This is a genomic window from Alphaproteobacteria bacterium, assembly GCA_024244705.1.
In the GTDB taxonomy this organism is placed as follows: Bacteria; Pseudomonadota; Alphaproteobacteria; order JAAEOK01; family JAAEOK01; genus JAAEOK01.
This window is the reverse complement of record JAAEOK010000073.1, coordinates 124,248-139,791: the sequence shown is the minus strand read 5'-3', so window position 1 is coordinate 139,791 and position 15,544 is coordinate 124,248. Positions and strand designations below refer to the sequence as shown.

Annotated in this window: 14 protein-coding genes and 2 pseudogenes; 6 read left to right on the top strand and 10 right to left on the bottom strand. The window is 63.2% G+C overall.

The features are described 5' to 3' along the window. Window position 1: 1 nt before the first annotated feature. The 6 genes from GY791_12630 to GY791_12605 form a co-directional block, all read right to left on the bottom strand. Window positions 2-526: a phage tail protein gene (locus tag GY791_12630; protein MCP4329270.1), complete on the bottom strand. Its 525-nt coding sequence runs from the start codon at window positions 524-526 to the stop codon at window positions 2-4. Between the two features lie 10 nt (window positions 527-536). Continuing rightward, window positions 537-2,483 carry a hypothetical protein gene (locus GY791_12625; protein ID MCP4329269.1) on the bottom strand — a complete coding sequence of 649 codons (1,947 nt, stop codon included), beginning with the start codon at window positions 2,481-2,483 and terminating at the stop codon, window positions 537-539. 61 nt (window positions 2,484-2,544) lie between these two features. Continuing rightward, window positions 2,545-2,937, bottom strand: a complete 393-nt coding sequence (locus GY791_12620) for a hypothetical protein (protein MCP4329268.1) — start codon at window positions 2,935-2,937, stop codon at window positions 2,545-2,547. A gap of 222 nt (window positions 2,938-3,159) precedes the next feature. Next, window positions 3,160-4,530, bottom strand: coding sequence for a sigma-54-dependent Fis family transcriptional regulator (locus GY791_12615; GenBank protein MCP4329267.1), 1,371 nt, complete (start codon window positions 4,528-4,530; stop codon window positions 3,160-3,162). Window positions 4,531-5,054: 524 nt separating this feature from the next. Beyond that, entirely contained in the window at window positions 5,055-5,795 is a 741-nt protein-coding gene (locus tag GY791_12610) for a protein kinase family protein (GenBank protein MCP4329266.1), read from the bottom strand. Window positions 5,796-6,097: 302 nt separating this feature from the next. Continuing rightward, entirely contained in the window at window positions 6,098-7,171 is a 1,074-nt protein-coding gene (locus GY791_12605; GenBank protein ID MCP4329265.1) for an MBL fold metallo-hydrolase, read from the bottom strand. Between the two features lie 163 nt (window positions 7,172-7,334). On the opposite strand from GY791_12605, the gene GY791_12600 reads away from it, so the two are divergent. Continuing rightward, window positions 7,335-7,586, top strand: coding sequence for a hypothetical protein (locus GY791_12600; protein MCP4329264.1), 252 nt, complete (start codon window positions 7,335-7,337; stop codon window positions 7,584-7,586). A gap of 90 nt (window positions 7,587-7,676) precedes the next feature. On the opposite strand, the gene ggt is transcribed toward GY791_12600, so the two are convergent. Next, a complete protein-coding gene (gene ggt, locus GY791_12595; protein MCP4329263.1) occupies window positions 7,677-9,446 on the bottom strand; it encodes a gamma-glutamyltransferase in 1,770 nt (589 codons plus the stop codon). A 306-nt stretch (window positions 9,447-9,752) separates the two neighbouring features. After that, window positions 9,753-9,986: a DUF1127 domain-containing protein gene (locus GY791_12590; protein MCP4329262.1), complete on the bottom strand. Its 234-nt coding sequence runs from the start codon at window positions 9,984-9,986 to the stop codon at window positions 9,753-9,755. 229 nt (window positions 9,987-10,215) lie between these two features. On the opposite strand from GY791_12590, the gene GY791_12585 reads away from it, so the two are divergent. The 5 genes and pseudogenes from GY791_12585 to GY791_12565 all read left to right on the top strand — a co-directional run bounded on the left by GY791_12585 (window position 10,216) and on the right by GY791_12565 (window position 14,461). Further along, a complete protein-coding gene (locus GY791_12585; protein ID MCP4329261.1) occupies window positions 10,216-10,911 on the top strand; it encodes a YafY family transcriptional regulator in 696 nt (231 codons plus the stop codon). A gap of 232 nt (window positions 10,912-11,143) precedes the next feature. Then, entirely contained in the window at window positions 11,144-11,935 is a 792-nt protein-coding gene (locus GY791_12580) for a DUF1194 domain-containing protein (GenBank protein MCP4329260.1), read from the top strand. Window positions 11,936-11,956: 21 nt separating this feature from the next. Then, window positions 11,957-12,595, top strand: a complete 639-nt coding sequence (locus GY791_12575; GenBank protein ID MCP4329259.1) for a cupin domain-containing protein — start codon at window positions 11,957-11,959, stop codon at window positions 12,593-12,595. A gap of 432 nt (window positions 12,596-13,027) precedes the next feature. Then, a pseudogene (locus tag GY791_12570) lies at window positions 13,028-13,586 on the top strand (LysE family translocator). A 59-nt stretch (window positions 13,587-13,645) separates the two neighbouring features. After that, a complete protein-coding gene (locus GY791_12565; protein ID MCP4329258.1) occupies window positions 13,646-14,461 on the top strand; it encodes a methyltransferase domain-containing protein in 816 nt (271 codons plus the stop codon). A gap of 31 nt (window positions 14,462-14,492) precedes the next feature. Here GY791_12565 and GY791_12560 read toward each other — a convergent pair whose 3' ends face one another. Further along, window positions 14,493-15,077 carry a tetratricopeptide repeat-containing protein gene (locus GY791_12560; protein ID MCP4329257.1) on the bottom strand — a complete coding sequence of 195 codons (585 nt, stop codon included), beginning with the start codon at window positions 15,075-15,077 and terminating at the stop codon, window positions 14,493-14,495. Further along, a pseudogene (locus GY791_12555) lies at window positions 15,049-15,462 on the bottom strand (branched-chain amino acid ABC transporter ATP-binding protein). Before GY791_12555 ends, GY791_12560 begins: the two are co-directional and overlap by 29 nt. Window positions 15,463-15,544: the final 82 nt, after the last annotated feature.

The window sequence follows — 15,544 nt, the reverse complement described above, 5'->3', positions numbered from 1 at the left end:
GTCAGGCCGGCTCGGTGAACGTCGGCTCGTTCGGCTCGGCGACCTCGAGGTCGCGCTCCCAGCCCTCGTTCTCCAGCTTGAGAGTCTGGATCGCGACCGCGTTGGCGCTGGCGTCCAGCTCCGGCATCGCCTGGTATTCCGACGCCCAGCAGCGGAACACCTTGTAGGCGATGGCGAGCTGTCCGGCTTCGTTGTAGACCTCCAGAATAATGTCCTTGCGGAAGTCCTTGAGCGATACCTCGGCGCCGAGCCCGGAACCGAAGTTCCACACCTTATTGGCCCATTTCTCGAACTCGGTGTCGTGGGTGACGCCGCGTTCCAGAGTTATGGCCTCATACTTGGTTTGACCCGGCGACCGGCGCACGCTGCTGGGGTCGCCGCCCTCGCGATGCTCGACGACCTCGGTCGTGCGTTTGAGGGCGCTGACTTTGCTCAGCCCGGCGACATATTTCCCGTCCCATTTGAGGCGGAACTTGAAATTCTTGTAGGGGTCGAACCGGTCTGCATTGACGCTGAATTGGGCCATTTGGTTCTCCTTACGTCTCGATCTGTCCGGCAAGCTGCTGGATTTGGATGATGACGAACTCGGCGGGCTTCAACGGGGCGAACCCGACCAGGATGTTGACGATCCCCAGATCGATATCGTTTTGGGTGGTCGTCTCGCTGTCGCATTTGACGAGGTAGGCCTCGCGCGGTGTGCTGCCCTGGAACGCGCCCTGGCGGAACAGGTTGTGCATGAAGGCGCCGACATTCAGGCGAATCTGCGCCCACAGGGGCTCGTCGTTGGGCTCGAAGACGACCCATTGGGTGCCGCGGAACAGCGACTCCTCGAGGAACAGGGCCAGCCGCCGTATCGGCACGTACTTCCACTCCGAGGCGAGGACGTCGGCTCCGACCAAGGTCCGGGCACCCCAGGAAACGTTGCCGAAGACATCGAAATTGCGCAGCCCGTTGAGGCCCAGCGGATTCAGCTGGCCGTGTTCCGGATCGGTGAGCTTGTAGGCAAGGTCCGGAACCCCGCGCAGCGCGGCCTCGATTCCGGCCGGCGCCTTCCACACCCCGCGTTCGCTATCGCTCCTGGCATATTGGCCGGCCATCGTGCCGCTGGCTCCGATCGGTCGCAGCCGGAAGTCGTTGAGGGGATCGGGCACCAACGGCCGCGGGAAATAGGCGGCGGCATTGCGGTGCCGGAGGCCGGCATTGTCGTCCAGCCAGTCCCGTGCCTCCTGGAGGGTGTCGATGTCGGCCGGCAGATCGACGATCATGAAGGCCCGCCGCTCCATGCAATAGGCCTGGGCCTCGCTGACCACGTCGGTCATGGCGGTGGCGCTCAAATCGGCGGCTCGCGGCATACACAGGATATTGAAGATATCGACGTCCTCGAGCGCATAGATCCCCGACTTGTCGGGATCGCGGATGCCGCGCAAATCGGTGCCGCCGGGCAGGTCGCCGTCATTGCCTTCGGTGCCGGCATTCTGTGCCGCCACCGCGGTGGTGTCGCCGAGGGCATATTGCTGGACGTTGGCGAAGGCGCCGGCCAATCCCAAATCGGTTGCCGGTGTTCCCGTATTGTCGGTGAAGGTGAGCAGGGTGGCCGGATCGAAACCGGCCCCCGAACGGCCGGCGAGGACCCGGAACTGGGTGCCGATGAGCTGAACCGTGGCTCCGGTCAATAGAGGGTTGGGCGGCGACAGCGCGGCCCCGGCCGCCCGGATCGCGGATTGCACGATAGTCCGTACTTCCTGCAGGTTCGCCGGCGTTCCGGCAAGAACGATCTCGGCGGTGGCGATGCCGCCGATGTCGAAAGTGTCGGCGTTGACCAAGGCCGCTTCGGCGCCGGTCGCATCCGCCCCCCAAGTCCCGGTCTGCGCCGGCCGGTTGAATGGCCAGGCGGCGTCGCGGCGAAGCTGGATGAGCTTCGAAGCTTCGTTGACAACCTCGACCGCGTTATTGGCGGCGCCCGCGGTCATCGTCAGGTTGCGATAGGACTCGCTGGTCACCACGGTGCCGGCGCCGTTTTGTACCTCGATCTCGCTCACCGTCAGATTGAACAGGGTCGCCGGATCGGTGGTCGCGTAATCGACATCGACGCGCAGATTGTTGCCCCAAGCGCCGGGGTCTTCGACGGATTCCTGCTTGATCCGGCGGCCGGCAAAGACCTCGAGCACGTCGTTGGCGGCGTCATCCTGCAGCACCGTCGATGCGGCGGCGAAGGCGCCCGATGCGACCCTTACGACGTGGGCGTTCGAGCCGCCGTTGAGGAAGAATTGGCGGATCCCGTAGCTGGCTTCGCTGTCGCCGCGAAGACCACCGAATTCGCGCTGGAAATCGCCGAAATTGAAGATTTGGAGAGCTCGGTTGAGGGGACCGCGCGCGAACGAATCGACGAACGCGGCGACAGACGTCGAAACACCCACGATGGTGCGGACGCCGCTTGGCAGTTCCTGGATGTAGACGCCTGGATAGGTCGGATTTACAGCCATTTGGATTCCTTTCTAGTGCCGCGTCCCGGCGCGCCGCCGGACGCTGTGTGCAAAGCGAGCATCAGGGCGACGGCGTGGCGTCTCGCCCGACGAAGATCTGTACGGTGGCGTCCCGATCCATCGAATTCGAAAAGAAGAGGCTTGCCGGTGCCGGATCGAGAAGGCCGACCGCGCCTTCGCCGCCAAAAACCTGCGGGGCATCGAGCGCCACCGGCGCGCCGGCCGCGTTGTTGACCCTGTAGGTCAGGTCGCTGCCGTAGACGGTGGAGGTGATCGAGATAAACTTGACCTGGCCGGAGCCACCCGGCTGGACCTCGACCTCCAAGTCTGCGACAGCCGCGTCGACAACGACCTTGATCGAATCGTAGGCGTCGACGGCGATTGCACGCGACGCGGATATTTCCGGACCGCCCGAAACGGTGGCGCTGACCGACAGTTTGACCATTTCCTGCAACGGGCTTCTCCCCTGGGTTCGATTTCCGCGGCCGCTGTGGTGGCCCTGCCGGGGATACGAGCAAGACTCATGCCAAGCGTGGGTTCGGCGACGATCGGGAGGAGCGTGGCGGAAATGCGGTGCTGATGGGCCGGCCCGGTCGGCGCCGGCGCGGCGCGGCGCCACAGGGTTACGTCTCATGTGACGCAACATCGATACAGTTGTTACACGATCGGGACGAGATTAGTCGCGGAGCGGTCCGCTGCCTTCGGCATCCGTTTCGATGCCGTATTTGGCCATCTTTCGGTAGATCGTCATGCGCGAGCAGTTCAAGCGTTTGGCCGCCTCGGTCTTGTTCCACCGACTCGCCGAGAGGGTGCGCAGCAGCTCGCGGCGGTCGTCAGCGCACGGCGAGCCTTTCGCCGGCGGACGGTCCCGTCGACCGAGACAAGGCTGCAGATCGGCCTCGGTGATCTCACCGGTCGCGCAGGTGGCGATGGCCGTCTCCAGCGTATTCTTGAGCTGGCGGACATTGCCCGGCCATTCGCGCGCGGTGAGGTGATCGCGTGCCGCCGGTGAAATCCCGACGCTTTCACGATCGTACTTGGCGCGAAGTTCATTGAGGTAGTAGTCGATCAGCGCACCAATATCCGCGCGGTTGTCGGCCAGGGATGGCAGCTCGATCCGCGCGGCGTTCAATCGATAGTACAGGTCCTTGCGAAAACGACCGTCCGCGACCGCCGATTCAAGGTCCTGATTGGTTGCGGTGATAAAGCGCACGTCCAACTGGCGGCTCGTTGAAGACCTCAATCCGGTGACTTCCTTGTCTTCGATCACGCGCAGGATCTTCGCCTGCGCGCCGAGACTCATTTCACCGATTTCATCGAGCAGTACGGTTCCCCCTTCGGCGAGGATCAATTTTCCGGCGAATCGCGAATCGGCACCGGTAAACGCACCCTTCTCGAAACCAAACAGTTCGCTCTCGAGTAGGCTGTCGGGAACGGCGGCGCAATTGATCGAAACAAACGGCCTTTTCCGGCGGCTGCTGTGACGGTGGATGAGCTGGGCGACCCTGTCCTTGCCGGTTCCGGTTTCACCGGTGATCAGGACGGTAATATCGGTCGCCGCGACGCGGACGAGGTAGCGGCGGATTGCGCGGATCGTCGCGCTGCCGCCGACGAGCGGGGTATGGGGCATGACCGGTGCGCGGCGTTTGGGGTCTGCCGAGCGCTTGCGCATTTGGTCGGTGAGCAGGCGTCCTACGCTGGCCAGAAACTGGTCGCGCGTTAGGGGACGCAGAAAATAGTCCGTTACGCCGGCTCGTAAGGCCGCCACCGCGTTCTCCGTCGTGCCGTCGGCATTGACGATGATGATCGGGAGTTCGGGATCGCATTCCCGCAATTCGCGGCACAGCGAAATCGGATTTCCGTCCCGCCGATCGGTCGAGCCGACGATGACCAGCCGGGGATTTCCTTTGCTCACGGCCGACAAGATTTCCGACTTGCGACCGACGGCGACGAAAATGAATTGGCCTTTGTCGAGAACGGTCCCGAGTTTATCGCGGCTCCGTTGGTCCGCTTCGACCAAAAGGATCTTAGTGTCCGTGCGTAACACGCCACTCACTCCTTTTGACCCCAGCGATTAATCTATCGGCTCACCGGCTTCCCTGGCGATCTTCGCCGCGCCGAAGATCGGGTTCGTGAATTCAGGGTCCCTCGAAAGCTCGGTCCGGGCTATGCGATTTCTCACATTACGAAACCAAACTTCCCCGCAAATCCCGCCACCGGCGTCCGAAGAGATCGATTCGAACAGGCCGGAATATGCAATGAAAACAACGATCAGGATGGCGGCAAAACCGACGGAATGCAAGTCGGACCGGAACCCCGGCCGGTGGCCCGGAAGGCGCCGGAAGCGTTGCGCCGCCGCTTTCACCGCTTCTTAGAAATTGGCGATAAGGTTCTGGCGCCGCTGCAAATGAAGCTGCCACGGGTCCCAGTCAGGCGATGGAACAAGGCCCCGCCAAGCGAACCGGCAAGGGGACCACGGCGGCGAACGGGGCCGTGTCAAAAATCAGGCGGTCGCCGGTGTGCCGCCGTCGCCGCCAAAATTGTGCGCGACGGTCGGTCGATCAGCGGAACCTATACCGTCGCGAGTTCTGCCGTCGTCTCGAGATGGCGGCGCAGGTGGGTCGCCGTGGGAAACGCTTTCTTGATAAGGTCCCGCCGCAACCCGCGACAGATCGCCTTGATCGCTACCGGTTGGCGTGCGTAGTGCCGCCGCCCACCGGTCATCTCATGGAGGAGGTGGACCAGGTCGACCACGTCGCCGCGCCGATGGGACGCGTTCGTCGTTCCCTGGTTATAGAAATCGACCAGCTTGGCGTCGAAGAAGATGCCGCGCGGGCGAATCAGGATATTCGCGGAATGCAGATCGCCATGATATTCGTGCCGGACGTGAATCTGTTCGACGCCGCGCACGACAGCGTAGAGCAGGTGCAGGGCCTTGAATGGCGGAAGGCGCTTGCCGCGATGGGCGGCAATGAAATCGGACAGTAGGATTCCATCGACGAATTCACTGATCAAGCATGTCACCGGCACGTCTTCGACCGTTACGCGCTCGGCATGATGATACTGAATGACGATTGGGCAGTCCCGCAATCGGTCAAGCCTTCTGGCATAGGTGCGCGCCGCCCGGTTGCTGCGATTTTCCTGCGGATAGAATAATTTCGCCGCCCGTCGGATGCCGGTTTGAAGCTCTGTTACACGGTAGACCTCGCCCTCGAGCCCGCCGCCGAGGAAGTCCTCGACCCGATACTTGCCGCCGACCTTTTGGCCGGGAGAAAGGTCAAAGCTTGCGACTCTAACGGTTTGCTGCGCCATGGTTAATGTGTGCCCTTCGGCCCTCATCCTCTTGCATTCGGACCGTCCCCGGTGACGATTTGGGGATCGTCCAAATGCCCTGGCGTCACGACCCGCGGCGGAATTTTCAAGCCGTCGCCATGATCGTTTGGCGGAGGCCGTGCCACGCTCTGAGGCAAATATCTTGCTCTGACGAATGGTCGGAATGGGAAGCGAATTCGCTTACGACACTCGACCGCCCATTCATACAATGAAGGGCCGTCTATGGATATGGCGAATTGCGGATCGGGTGCGGCAATTGTGGAAAAAATCGCGCCGGCGACTCAGTCCGCGCCGCCGACCACCGGCAACCCCTGGGCGCGCCACCGCAGCATGCCGCCGGCCAGGTTGGCGACATCGCCGAATCCGGCCCGCTGCAGGATGACCGTGGCCTGGGCCGAGCGTCCGCCCGCCCGGCACACAGCCACCACCGGCTTGTCCCGCGCCAGCTGATCCGTTTGCTCCGCCAGTTGGCCAAGCGGGACCAGGCGCGCGCCCTTGATATGTCCGAGCGGACCTTCGAATTCGTCCGGTTCGCGCACGTCGAGAATCTGTATGTCGGCAGCATGCTCTTCGACCCACGGCCCCCGGATCTCCCAGATCCCGGCGAACGTGAAGGCGAGCGGCGCCCAGGTCGGCTCCGGCTCCAAGGGTTCGCTGCGCTCGGGCCGGCCGCAGCGCATATTGGCAGGCACCGCGATATCGATTTTCTTTGGATGTGGCAGGCCCAAATTATCCATGTATCCGGCGAAATCGCTTACGCTGAGATCGCCGCCGAGCCGCGGATTGTAATGTTTTTCCTCGCCCACCGAGGTGACGGTGATGCCACGATAATCGTGGCCCGGGTAGAGCAGGCAGGAATCGGGCAGGGTGAAAATCTGCTGGTGGACCGATCGATACAGGTTCTGAGCACTGCCCTGCTGAAAATCCGTACGGCCGCAGCCGCGAATCAATAGGCAATCGCCGGTGAACGCCCGTTGTTCATCGTCCAGAACGTAGGTGACACAGCCATAGGTATGTCCGGGCGTCGCGCGGACCGTCAAATACCGCTTGCCGAACTCGACCCTGTCGCCGTCGTGCAGATACCGGTCCGCGCCGTCGGCCTCCGACGCCTCGGAGAGCGCGATCTTGCTGCCGAGCCGCTGGCCGAGCATCCAGCCGCCGGTGACGTGGTCTGCGTGGACGTGGGTTTCGAGCGTATAGAGGAGATTGAGCCCGAGTTCGTTGATCAGCGCTCCGTCGCGGCGGGCTTGCTCGAATACCGGGTCGATGAGCACCGCTTCGCCGCTGCCGGCATCGGCGAGGAGATAAGTATAGGTCGACGATTGGGGATCGAAGAGCTGTCGAAAAATGAGCATCGTCACCCTCGAATTCCGTTCAGGCTTCGACGGTCGTGCCGCCGCCACTCCAGATTAGTCCGATCCGACGGTTTCATAAAGCGGCTAGGCCGTAGAAGGCGAAGTCGAACGTGATAGAATGAAAGGCACCCGATACCGAATCGCCGAACCGAGGAGCGCGCCAATGAACAGGATTCTCGCCGCCGCCATCTTGACTTTGCCGCTCGTCTTCGGTTGCTCCGGGAACTCGGAAGACGCCGATGGCGGCTGGGTCTGTACCGCATCCGCCGAAAGCGACGCCGGCGCCGATCAGGTATTCAGCTGGCACGACATGAACAAGCGCGTCGCCCTCGCCAACGCGCTTTCCAGCTGCAAGGTGCACAGTACCGTCGCCGGAATGTGCGCGGCCGGCCCGTCGGACTGCACGCCCTACTGAACCCAATAATCGTGCATTCGGCCGATCGACCGGATTGGATTGAGCGCGGCTGGGTCGGATTGGCCGGAAAGCACCGGTCCCGGCCGTCGATTACCGCCCGATTGCCAAACCGCGCGGCCGGCGTTGGTCGTTTGCTCCATAGAGAAACCCGGGCAGCAAGAAGCTGCCGTGCACGGAATCCCCATAGCCTTCCATCTTTGGCCCATGGGGTAGGCCCTCCTCGGGCACTTTCATGATCGCTTCGAGCGCCCCCCAGGGCCTTTGTTCCTTAAGCTCATAGCCTTTGTGTTCGAGCAGTCTGGCCGTGTCGCGGGTAAAGGCACGTGGTTCATGGAACACGGTATCGGGCAGCCACTGGTTATGGATTCGCGGCGCGTTGACCGCCTCGGCGATGTTCATCTTGAAATCGATGACATTGACGATTCCTTGAACGACGATGGTAATGATGCGGCCGCCGCCGGGGCTACCGAGGACGAGAAACACCTCGCCGTCCTTCTTGACCAGCGTCGGGCTCATCGAGCTCAGCGGCTGCTTGCCCGGTTCGATCGCGTTCTGATCCCCTTGGACCAGCCCGAACATGTTGGCGACGCCCGGCTTGGCCGTGAAATCGGCCATCTCGTCGTTGAGGAAGAACCCGGTGCTTCCGGCGATTCGCCCGGATCCGAAATAGCTGTTGTTCGTCGTGGTCAAAGCGACCGCATTGCCGGCCCCGTCGATGACCGATAGATGTGTCGTGTGCGCGCCCTCGCCGAGCGCCGAATCGTGTTCGATGTCATCGATCGGCGTCGCCTTGGACAGGCCGATGGTTTGGCGCAGCCTGGCGGCGTAGCTCTTGGCCAGCAGTTCTTCGATCGGATTGGCGACGAAGTCCGGATCGCCAAGCAGCATGTTGCGATTGACGTAGGCGCGGCGCATCGCCTCGACCATGAAATGGGCATTTGCGGCCGAGTTGAAGCCGAGCCTCTCGAGCGGATATCCCTCGAGGATATTCAGGATAAGACAGATCGTCACCCCGCCGGAGGACGGCGGGGCCATCGACAGCACTTCGTAACCGCGATAATTGCAGCGCACCGGATCCGGCTCCGACACCCGATAGCCGGCAAAATCCTCAAGGCTGAGAATGCCACCATCGGCCGCACTGGCCTCGACGATGGCCGCCGCAATCGGTCCGTCATAGAACGCGTCGGGGCCGTTTTCGGCGATCCGCTTCAGGGTTTGTGCCAGATCGGCCTGGACAAGACGGTCGCCGGGGCGGAAGGGCGCGCCGTCCTTGAGGAAGATGCGGGCGACGTTCGGTTGAGCGCGGAAAATCTCGGTCCCGAGGACGAGGATATTGGTGTCGTCGAGGGTGAGTTCGAAGCCGTTTTCGGCCAGATCGATGGCGGGCGCCATGACCTGCCCGCGGTCCATGGTACCGTAGCGGGTGAGCGCGGTATCGAGCCCACGCACGGTGCCCGGCACGCCGACGCCCAGATAGCTGTGCTTAAGCAGACTGTACTGAACCTTACCGGCCTCATCCAAGTACATGTCCTTGGTCGCGGCGCGGGGCGCCGTTTCACGGAAATTGATGGTGAGGTCGCGCCCGTCCTCGGCCAGGTGGATGGTCATGAATCCACCGCCGCCCAGGTTTCCACAGCACGGGTAAACCACGGCCAGGGCATAGGCCGTGGCGACCGCGGCATCGATGGCGTTGCCGCCCTGATCGAGAATACCGGCACCGACCTTGCTGGCCAGCGCATGCGCGCTCACCACCATGTGTTGCTTGCCGACCACCGGCGTCGAATAGTCGGCTAAGGCGCCGACTGCCGGCAACGTGAAGACGAAAACCGCCGCGACGACGGCCAAAACCCGTTGCACCATGAGCATCCCGTTGGATCTATGACAGAGGACTCATTAGTCGCTTCCGGGCGCCGAGGCAACCGAAGGGCCGTCCATCGCCGAACTACGGCGATCCGCGATGTGGTCACTGGCGTGTGAGAAAAAGCCGGCCGGAGGTGCGACCCAGGGAAAGTCGCGAACCCCCCGGCCGAATCGCCGAGAGCAAGATCGTTTCAGATCGAATCGATTTGAAACGATCTTGCTCTCACTCATAACGTTGGGGCGTGATTCACGGCTCACTTCGTTGCGACGTGAGCCGATCACGCCCTAGGTATTCAAAGCTAGAATTCAGGCCTCACAGGTTTGCGCCGGTACCGCGTTCGGCCGGCCGGACCTGATCGAGGCGCCATTGCTGTTGGGTGCCGAACCGCGAACGGTATCGCCGGCTCCAGCCAGGCCATCGATTGCGGTTTCGATCTGGCCGCGTTCGATTCCGATGTCCTTGAGCAGTCTTGCGTCGAGCTCCATGAGTTGCCGTATGGCGAGCCGCCGATTGCGCCAGTGCAGGAAGGTTCTCCACATCCGGACAAACAAGGTGATACCCATAGTCTTTCTCCTTTGGTGTGCCGGGCCGCCCGTTGAATTGGCCTGTCGTATTCGTGCGCGACCGGCTGGCTGGATCCCGAGTTGGCCGCTATCCTACCCAAAGCCTCCTGACACCATGCTGTCAGGAGGTCTCTGCTAGCCTGCTTTCTGATGACACATAGCGTCAGGAGGCCTCGATTCAGCTGCCGGTCTCGAAAGGATCGCCATGCGCCGCGCCGACCGCTTGTTCGAGATCATCCAGATCCTGCGTCGCCGCAAATTGGCGCGGGCCCAGGATCTGGCCGAGCGATTGGAAGTCTCGGAGCGGACCATCTATCGCGATGTCAGCGATCTGATGGCGAGCGGGGTGCCGATCGAAGGCGAGGCCGGCGTCGGTTACATATTGCGTGAAGGGTACGATCTGCCGCCGATCATGTTTAACGAACAGGAAATAGAAGCGCTTGTTCTCGGCGTCCGGATCGTGGAATCGTGGTCCGATCCCGAATTGGCCAAGGCCGCCGGCAACGTCATCGCCAAGGTCGAATCGGTGGTCCCGGAACGGCTGCGCCGGCATATGGCCGAGACCGCCCTGCTGGCGCCGGCCGATCACTTCATGGAACCGGTGACCGTCGATCCGGGCGCGCTTCGACTGGCGGTGCGTCACCGGCGGAAGGTTCATTTCCACTACCACGACGCCGACGACAATCCAACCGAACGCAGCGTCCGCCCCCTGGGACTGGCGTTTTACGGTCCAGTCTGGTTGCTCGCGTCATGGTGCGAGCTGCGTCTCGACTTCCGATCCTTCAGATTGGATCGCATGGAGAATCTCGATATTCTCGACGACACCTTTGTTCCCGAGGCAGGCAAGACGATCGAGGATTTCGTCGATCGCGGATTTCTCGAGCGGACGACGCGGCTATAGGGCTTCGAGATGCACGTCCCGTCGACGCCCGATTAGGCATTTCGGACCCGACCGCACATCGCATGCGCCGGCGCAGGTCATTGTGGTGCCGCCTGTTAAGATTGGCGTATGCTGGGATTGCCGTATCCGGAGCGTCACCGCGCAGCGGAGAAACCGGCGGGTTTTCTCTGGGGTTTAGCGGCGCTCGGTGTCCGGTGGAAAGTTGACGAAAAGACCTGCAACGGGCGGCGCCATGGTCTTGTCTACAGCGCGAGTCAAGCGCGTCACGGCCTTCCTGGTTTGTGCGCCGGCGCTGTTTCACATGCCGGTTTCAGCACTGGGCGGCGACATTCGGCCGGTCGAGCTCGAGCTCGTACTGGCGATCGATACCTCGGTCAGCGTCGACGATCGCGAGTACGCCCTGCAGCTGCAGGGCGTCGCCCATGCCTTTCGGGACCGCGCGGTGATTGCCGCGATACGGGACGCCGGGGTGAACGGCATTGCCGTTACCGTGGTGCAGTGGGGTGTCGGCTTGCAGCAACGTGTTGCGGTGGATTGGACTCATATCCACGATGGGGCGTCGGCGGAATCGTTTGCCCGCGAAGTCGAGGCCGGTAGACGGTTATTCGTCGGTAATGGTACCGGGCTCAGCCGTGCACTGACCTTCGCTTCCGAGCAATTCGGCGGCAACGGATTTTCCGGCCGGCGCCGGGTCATCGATGTATCGGGGGATGGCCGCAACAATTCGGGCCGTTCCCCCGCCGAGGTTCGCGACCAGATTGTCGCGGCGGGCATTGTCGTCAATGGTTTGGCGGTTCTCGATGGCGACACCGCACTGGGGACCTATTTCGAACGCTATGTCGCGGGCGGCGCGGCGTCCTTCGTGCTAACCGTCGGCACCTTCGAGGATTTCGCGGTCGCGATGAGGGCCAAATTGCTGCGCGAGATCACGGTCCCGATGGCGCGGTCTCCCGGTTGCCGACAGTCGGATTGCGGGGCGCCGGTAGGGCGATTGGCCAGGGCGTCGTACGCCATGCCGCTCTAGGCGGTGACCGGTTGGAGCGCCGTGGTCGATTTGCTTCTGCGCGAGATAAGAAAGATCTGTGCCGACGGCATCCGGCGCGGCGGCGAGGCGAGCGCCTATCTGCCGCGCATTATCGCCGCGATCGATATGGGCGGCACACCGACGGCGCTTGAGCCGCGTCGCCTGCCGGCCACCGATCGTCACCTCGGAACGGCGCTCGCCGAGGCCCGGCTTGCGGGGGCAGGGGATTTGGCGGCGGCCATCGACGCGCTTGCCGATCAATTAAGGTGGCACGATACCTACGGTTTCTATGGCCATGATCCGTCGCTCGAGCCGTTTCAGGGCGAATACGCCTTCACCGCGATCATGGCACCGGAGTCGCGCGGCCGCTTCGGCTTGCTGACAAGCGACCGGACCTTTTTCGGGCTCTCGCTCCAGGGCCCGAATATCTACTACCCGCCCCATGCCCACACCGCGGTCGAGGTCTATTATGTGATTGCCGGATCGGCGGCTTGGCGGCGCGGCGACGAGGCGTGGACGATCCGCAAGCCCGGCACCTTTATCCTTCACGACAGCGGTGTCGCGCATGCGATGAGAACCGCGAACGAGCCGTTGCTGTGCCTCTATTCCTGGGTGACGGACCTGGTTTCGCCGGTCGATTTGGTGGCCGAATTCGCGTAGCCGATGGTCGCGACACCAGAGCCCTTACTATGAACTCAGAGTCAATTCTGTTTCGCATCCGGCGCGCCGGCCCGCAAGGAAGCGCGCGTAGCGCGATGCCGAAGCATCGGGCAAGCTTGCCGACGCCGTGGTCGGCCGCCAGATGGAAACCCTACGGGACGGGCGCTTTTGACCGCCGGGGGCGTCGCTCGTCGCTCGATATGCTTCGGCATGTCGTCGCTCCTCGCCCCTGCCCGGCGGCCAAAACCGCTCCGTCAGAATGGCTCCGAGTTCATAGATAGGGCTCTATGTATTGCGGCCAGAGGGCTCACTTGGCACGCTTTGGTCCTGATTGGCCCAGTACAAATTCGCCTGCAATCCTCTTCCCGTGCGAATCGTTGCCTGGCTTCGGCACAGGTCCGCTCGTGCAACGCCACAGCAGACTGAACCAGAATGGCGAACAACTCTGGGTCGTCGGCGGAACCCGCCGGCAGTTTCGAGCCGCTCTTTGCCTTCTTCCTGCTGATTACGCCGGGTCCCGGTGTTCTGACCACCGCCGGTGTCGGCTCGCTCTTGGTCGAGGCGGCGTTGGTGACGGGATTGGCGGCATTCCTGTTGCCATACTCGCCGCTGCGGACAGTGCTGCTCGGCCACGCCGTCGTCTATTTGCTCTATATTGCTTACCGGATCGCAACCACCCGCACCGATGTCGCGATCGTGGCCGCCAGCCGTCCGCTGAAATCTTCGAACGGAATCGCGCTGCAGACCGTCAATCCTAAAGCCTACGCGGTGATGACCACCTTTTTACCGGGTTCGCGTTCTACCCCGAGAACCCGGCCCTTGAAGCGCTGGTCAAGGCGGTCGTTTTCACCGGCATTTCATTCCCGGTCGACCTGGCCTGGCTTTACGCCGGCGATAGCCTGAAGCGCTGGGCGTCCGGGCGACGCGGGCAATCAACATCACCACGGCGCTGGCCATGGTGGCCGTCGTCCCGCTGGCGATGCTAATCTGAACACATAGCGCTCCGGATATCGCGATGAACGAGCCAAGCGGAACACGGGACAAACATAGATGAACCAACCGGAACGATGGCAGCTAACGGATGCCGGGGCGGAGAGCTACGAGCGCTATCAGGTGCCAAGCGTCTTCGCGCCGCTGGCCAAGATTTTCCTCGCCCATGTTCCCTTGGGTCCCGGCCAACGCGTGCTCGACCTCGCCTGCGGCACCGGGATCGTGGCGCGCCTCGCCGCTTCCATCGTCGGGCCCGAGGGTCGCGTCGTCGGTATCGACCTCAACGAAGGCATGCTCGAGGTCGCGCGCCGCCATTCGCCGGAGGGCGCCGCTCCGATCGAGTGGCACCGGGGCGACGTCGCCGCACTCCCGATGCCGGAGTCCGCGTGCGACGTCGCGTTGTGCCAGCAGGGTCTTCAGTTCTTCCCCGACAAGGCGGCGGCGCTGGCGGAGATGTATCGCGTCTTGTGCCCGGGCGGGTGGCTCGCGCTTTGCGTCTGGCGGTCGATCGATCACAGTCCGTGCGCCACTGCTGCCGCCGACGGCCTACGGCACCATATCGGCGTTGAGGCGGCGACCCGGATCGGCGCACCCTTCGTTCTCGGCGATGCCGCCACGCTGCGGGCGCTTGTCGCGGCCGCCGGATTCCGAGACATCGACATCACCGCGGCGGTCCTGACCCGACGCATGCTTCCGCCGGCGGAATCAATTCCCGGTTTCCTCGCCAGCACCCCGGTCGGCCCCGACATCACCGCGCTCGAGGAGCCTGCGCGGGAGAGGATGATCGCCGAGATCGGCGACGCCCTCGCGGCCTATCGCAATGCCGAGGGGATGGCCATTCCCCAGGGAACCCATATCGTGTTGGCCAAGAAATAAATGGGCCGGTGCCGCGAAATTTGAATACGATCTAAGACCGAGAAACCAGCAACAGACAGGCCGCCAGCAATTTACGGCTGTCGCCGAAAATCGGCGACTTCTCGCCGCGCCAGCGGGCGAGCCCGCGCGCCGGCGGGTCACCGCCCTCGGCGAGTGCGCGCACCGCCTGACGCGCCTCGGCGGCGAAGCGCCCATGCCGTTCGCGGATCGTTGCCTCGTATTGATCGCGATGGAGTGCTTCCATGCGCAGGTGGAACAGCGAGCTGCGGGCCCGAAAATCGACCTTCATGCCGACAACCCAAAGGCCGCTCGCGTCCCACACCCGCCGTGCTTCGGAGAATAGGGCGGCGGCGGCCTCGCTGCCCTCGTGACGCAGTGCGAAGGCCGCGTTGGCCAGGCTGGTGCCGATGCGGGGATCGGGATTCTCGAACGAATCGCGCGCTACCAGGAGCGTCTCGCGCCACAGCGGTGCCGCCGCCTCGATATTGCCGTCAACGGCGAGTTGGGCCGCCTGCTCGGACTTGGTTTCCCACTCGATGTCGGCCGTCGACCATCCGGCGGCGCGAGCCGCGGCATAGTCGAAATCATTACCCGCCGAGGTAGGCTTTTCGGACATGGTCGTTCTCATTCAATTCCGCGGCCGGCCCTTCCAGCGCCAAGCGGCCGATTTCGAGGACATGGGCATGATCGGCGAGTTGCAGCGCCAACTCCGCATTCTGTTCGACCAGGACCACGGGCACGCCGTGAGCGCTGATCTCGCCGATGATATGAGCGATTTCCTGGACGATGACCGGCGCCAGTCCCGTCGACGGCGCGCCGAGCGACAGCAGGCGCGGATCGGCCATCAGAGCCCGCCCGATCGCCAGCATCTGCTGCTCGCCGCGCGACATCGTCCTGGCCCGTTGCCTGCGCCGCTCGCGGAGCTGGGGAAAGCGCGTGAAGGTTTCCTCAAGGTTCTTTTCGATCGCTGCCGTGTCGGCGCGCAGAAAGGCGCCGGTCCGATCAGGCTGCGGATCTCGCCGCGCTCGATCGAGAAACTCAGAGCATCGACCGCGACCAGCCCGCCGAACTGCATTTTCAGGG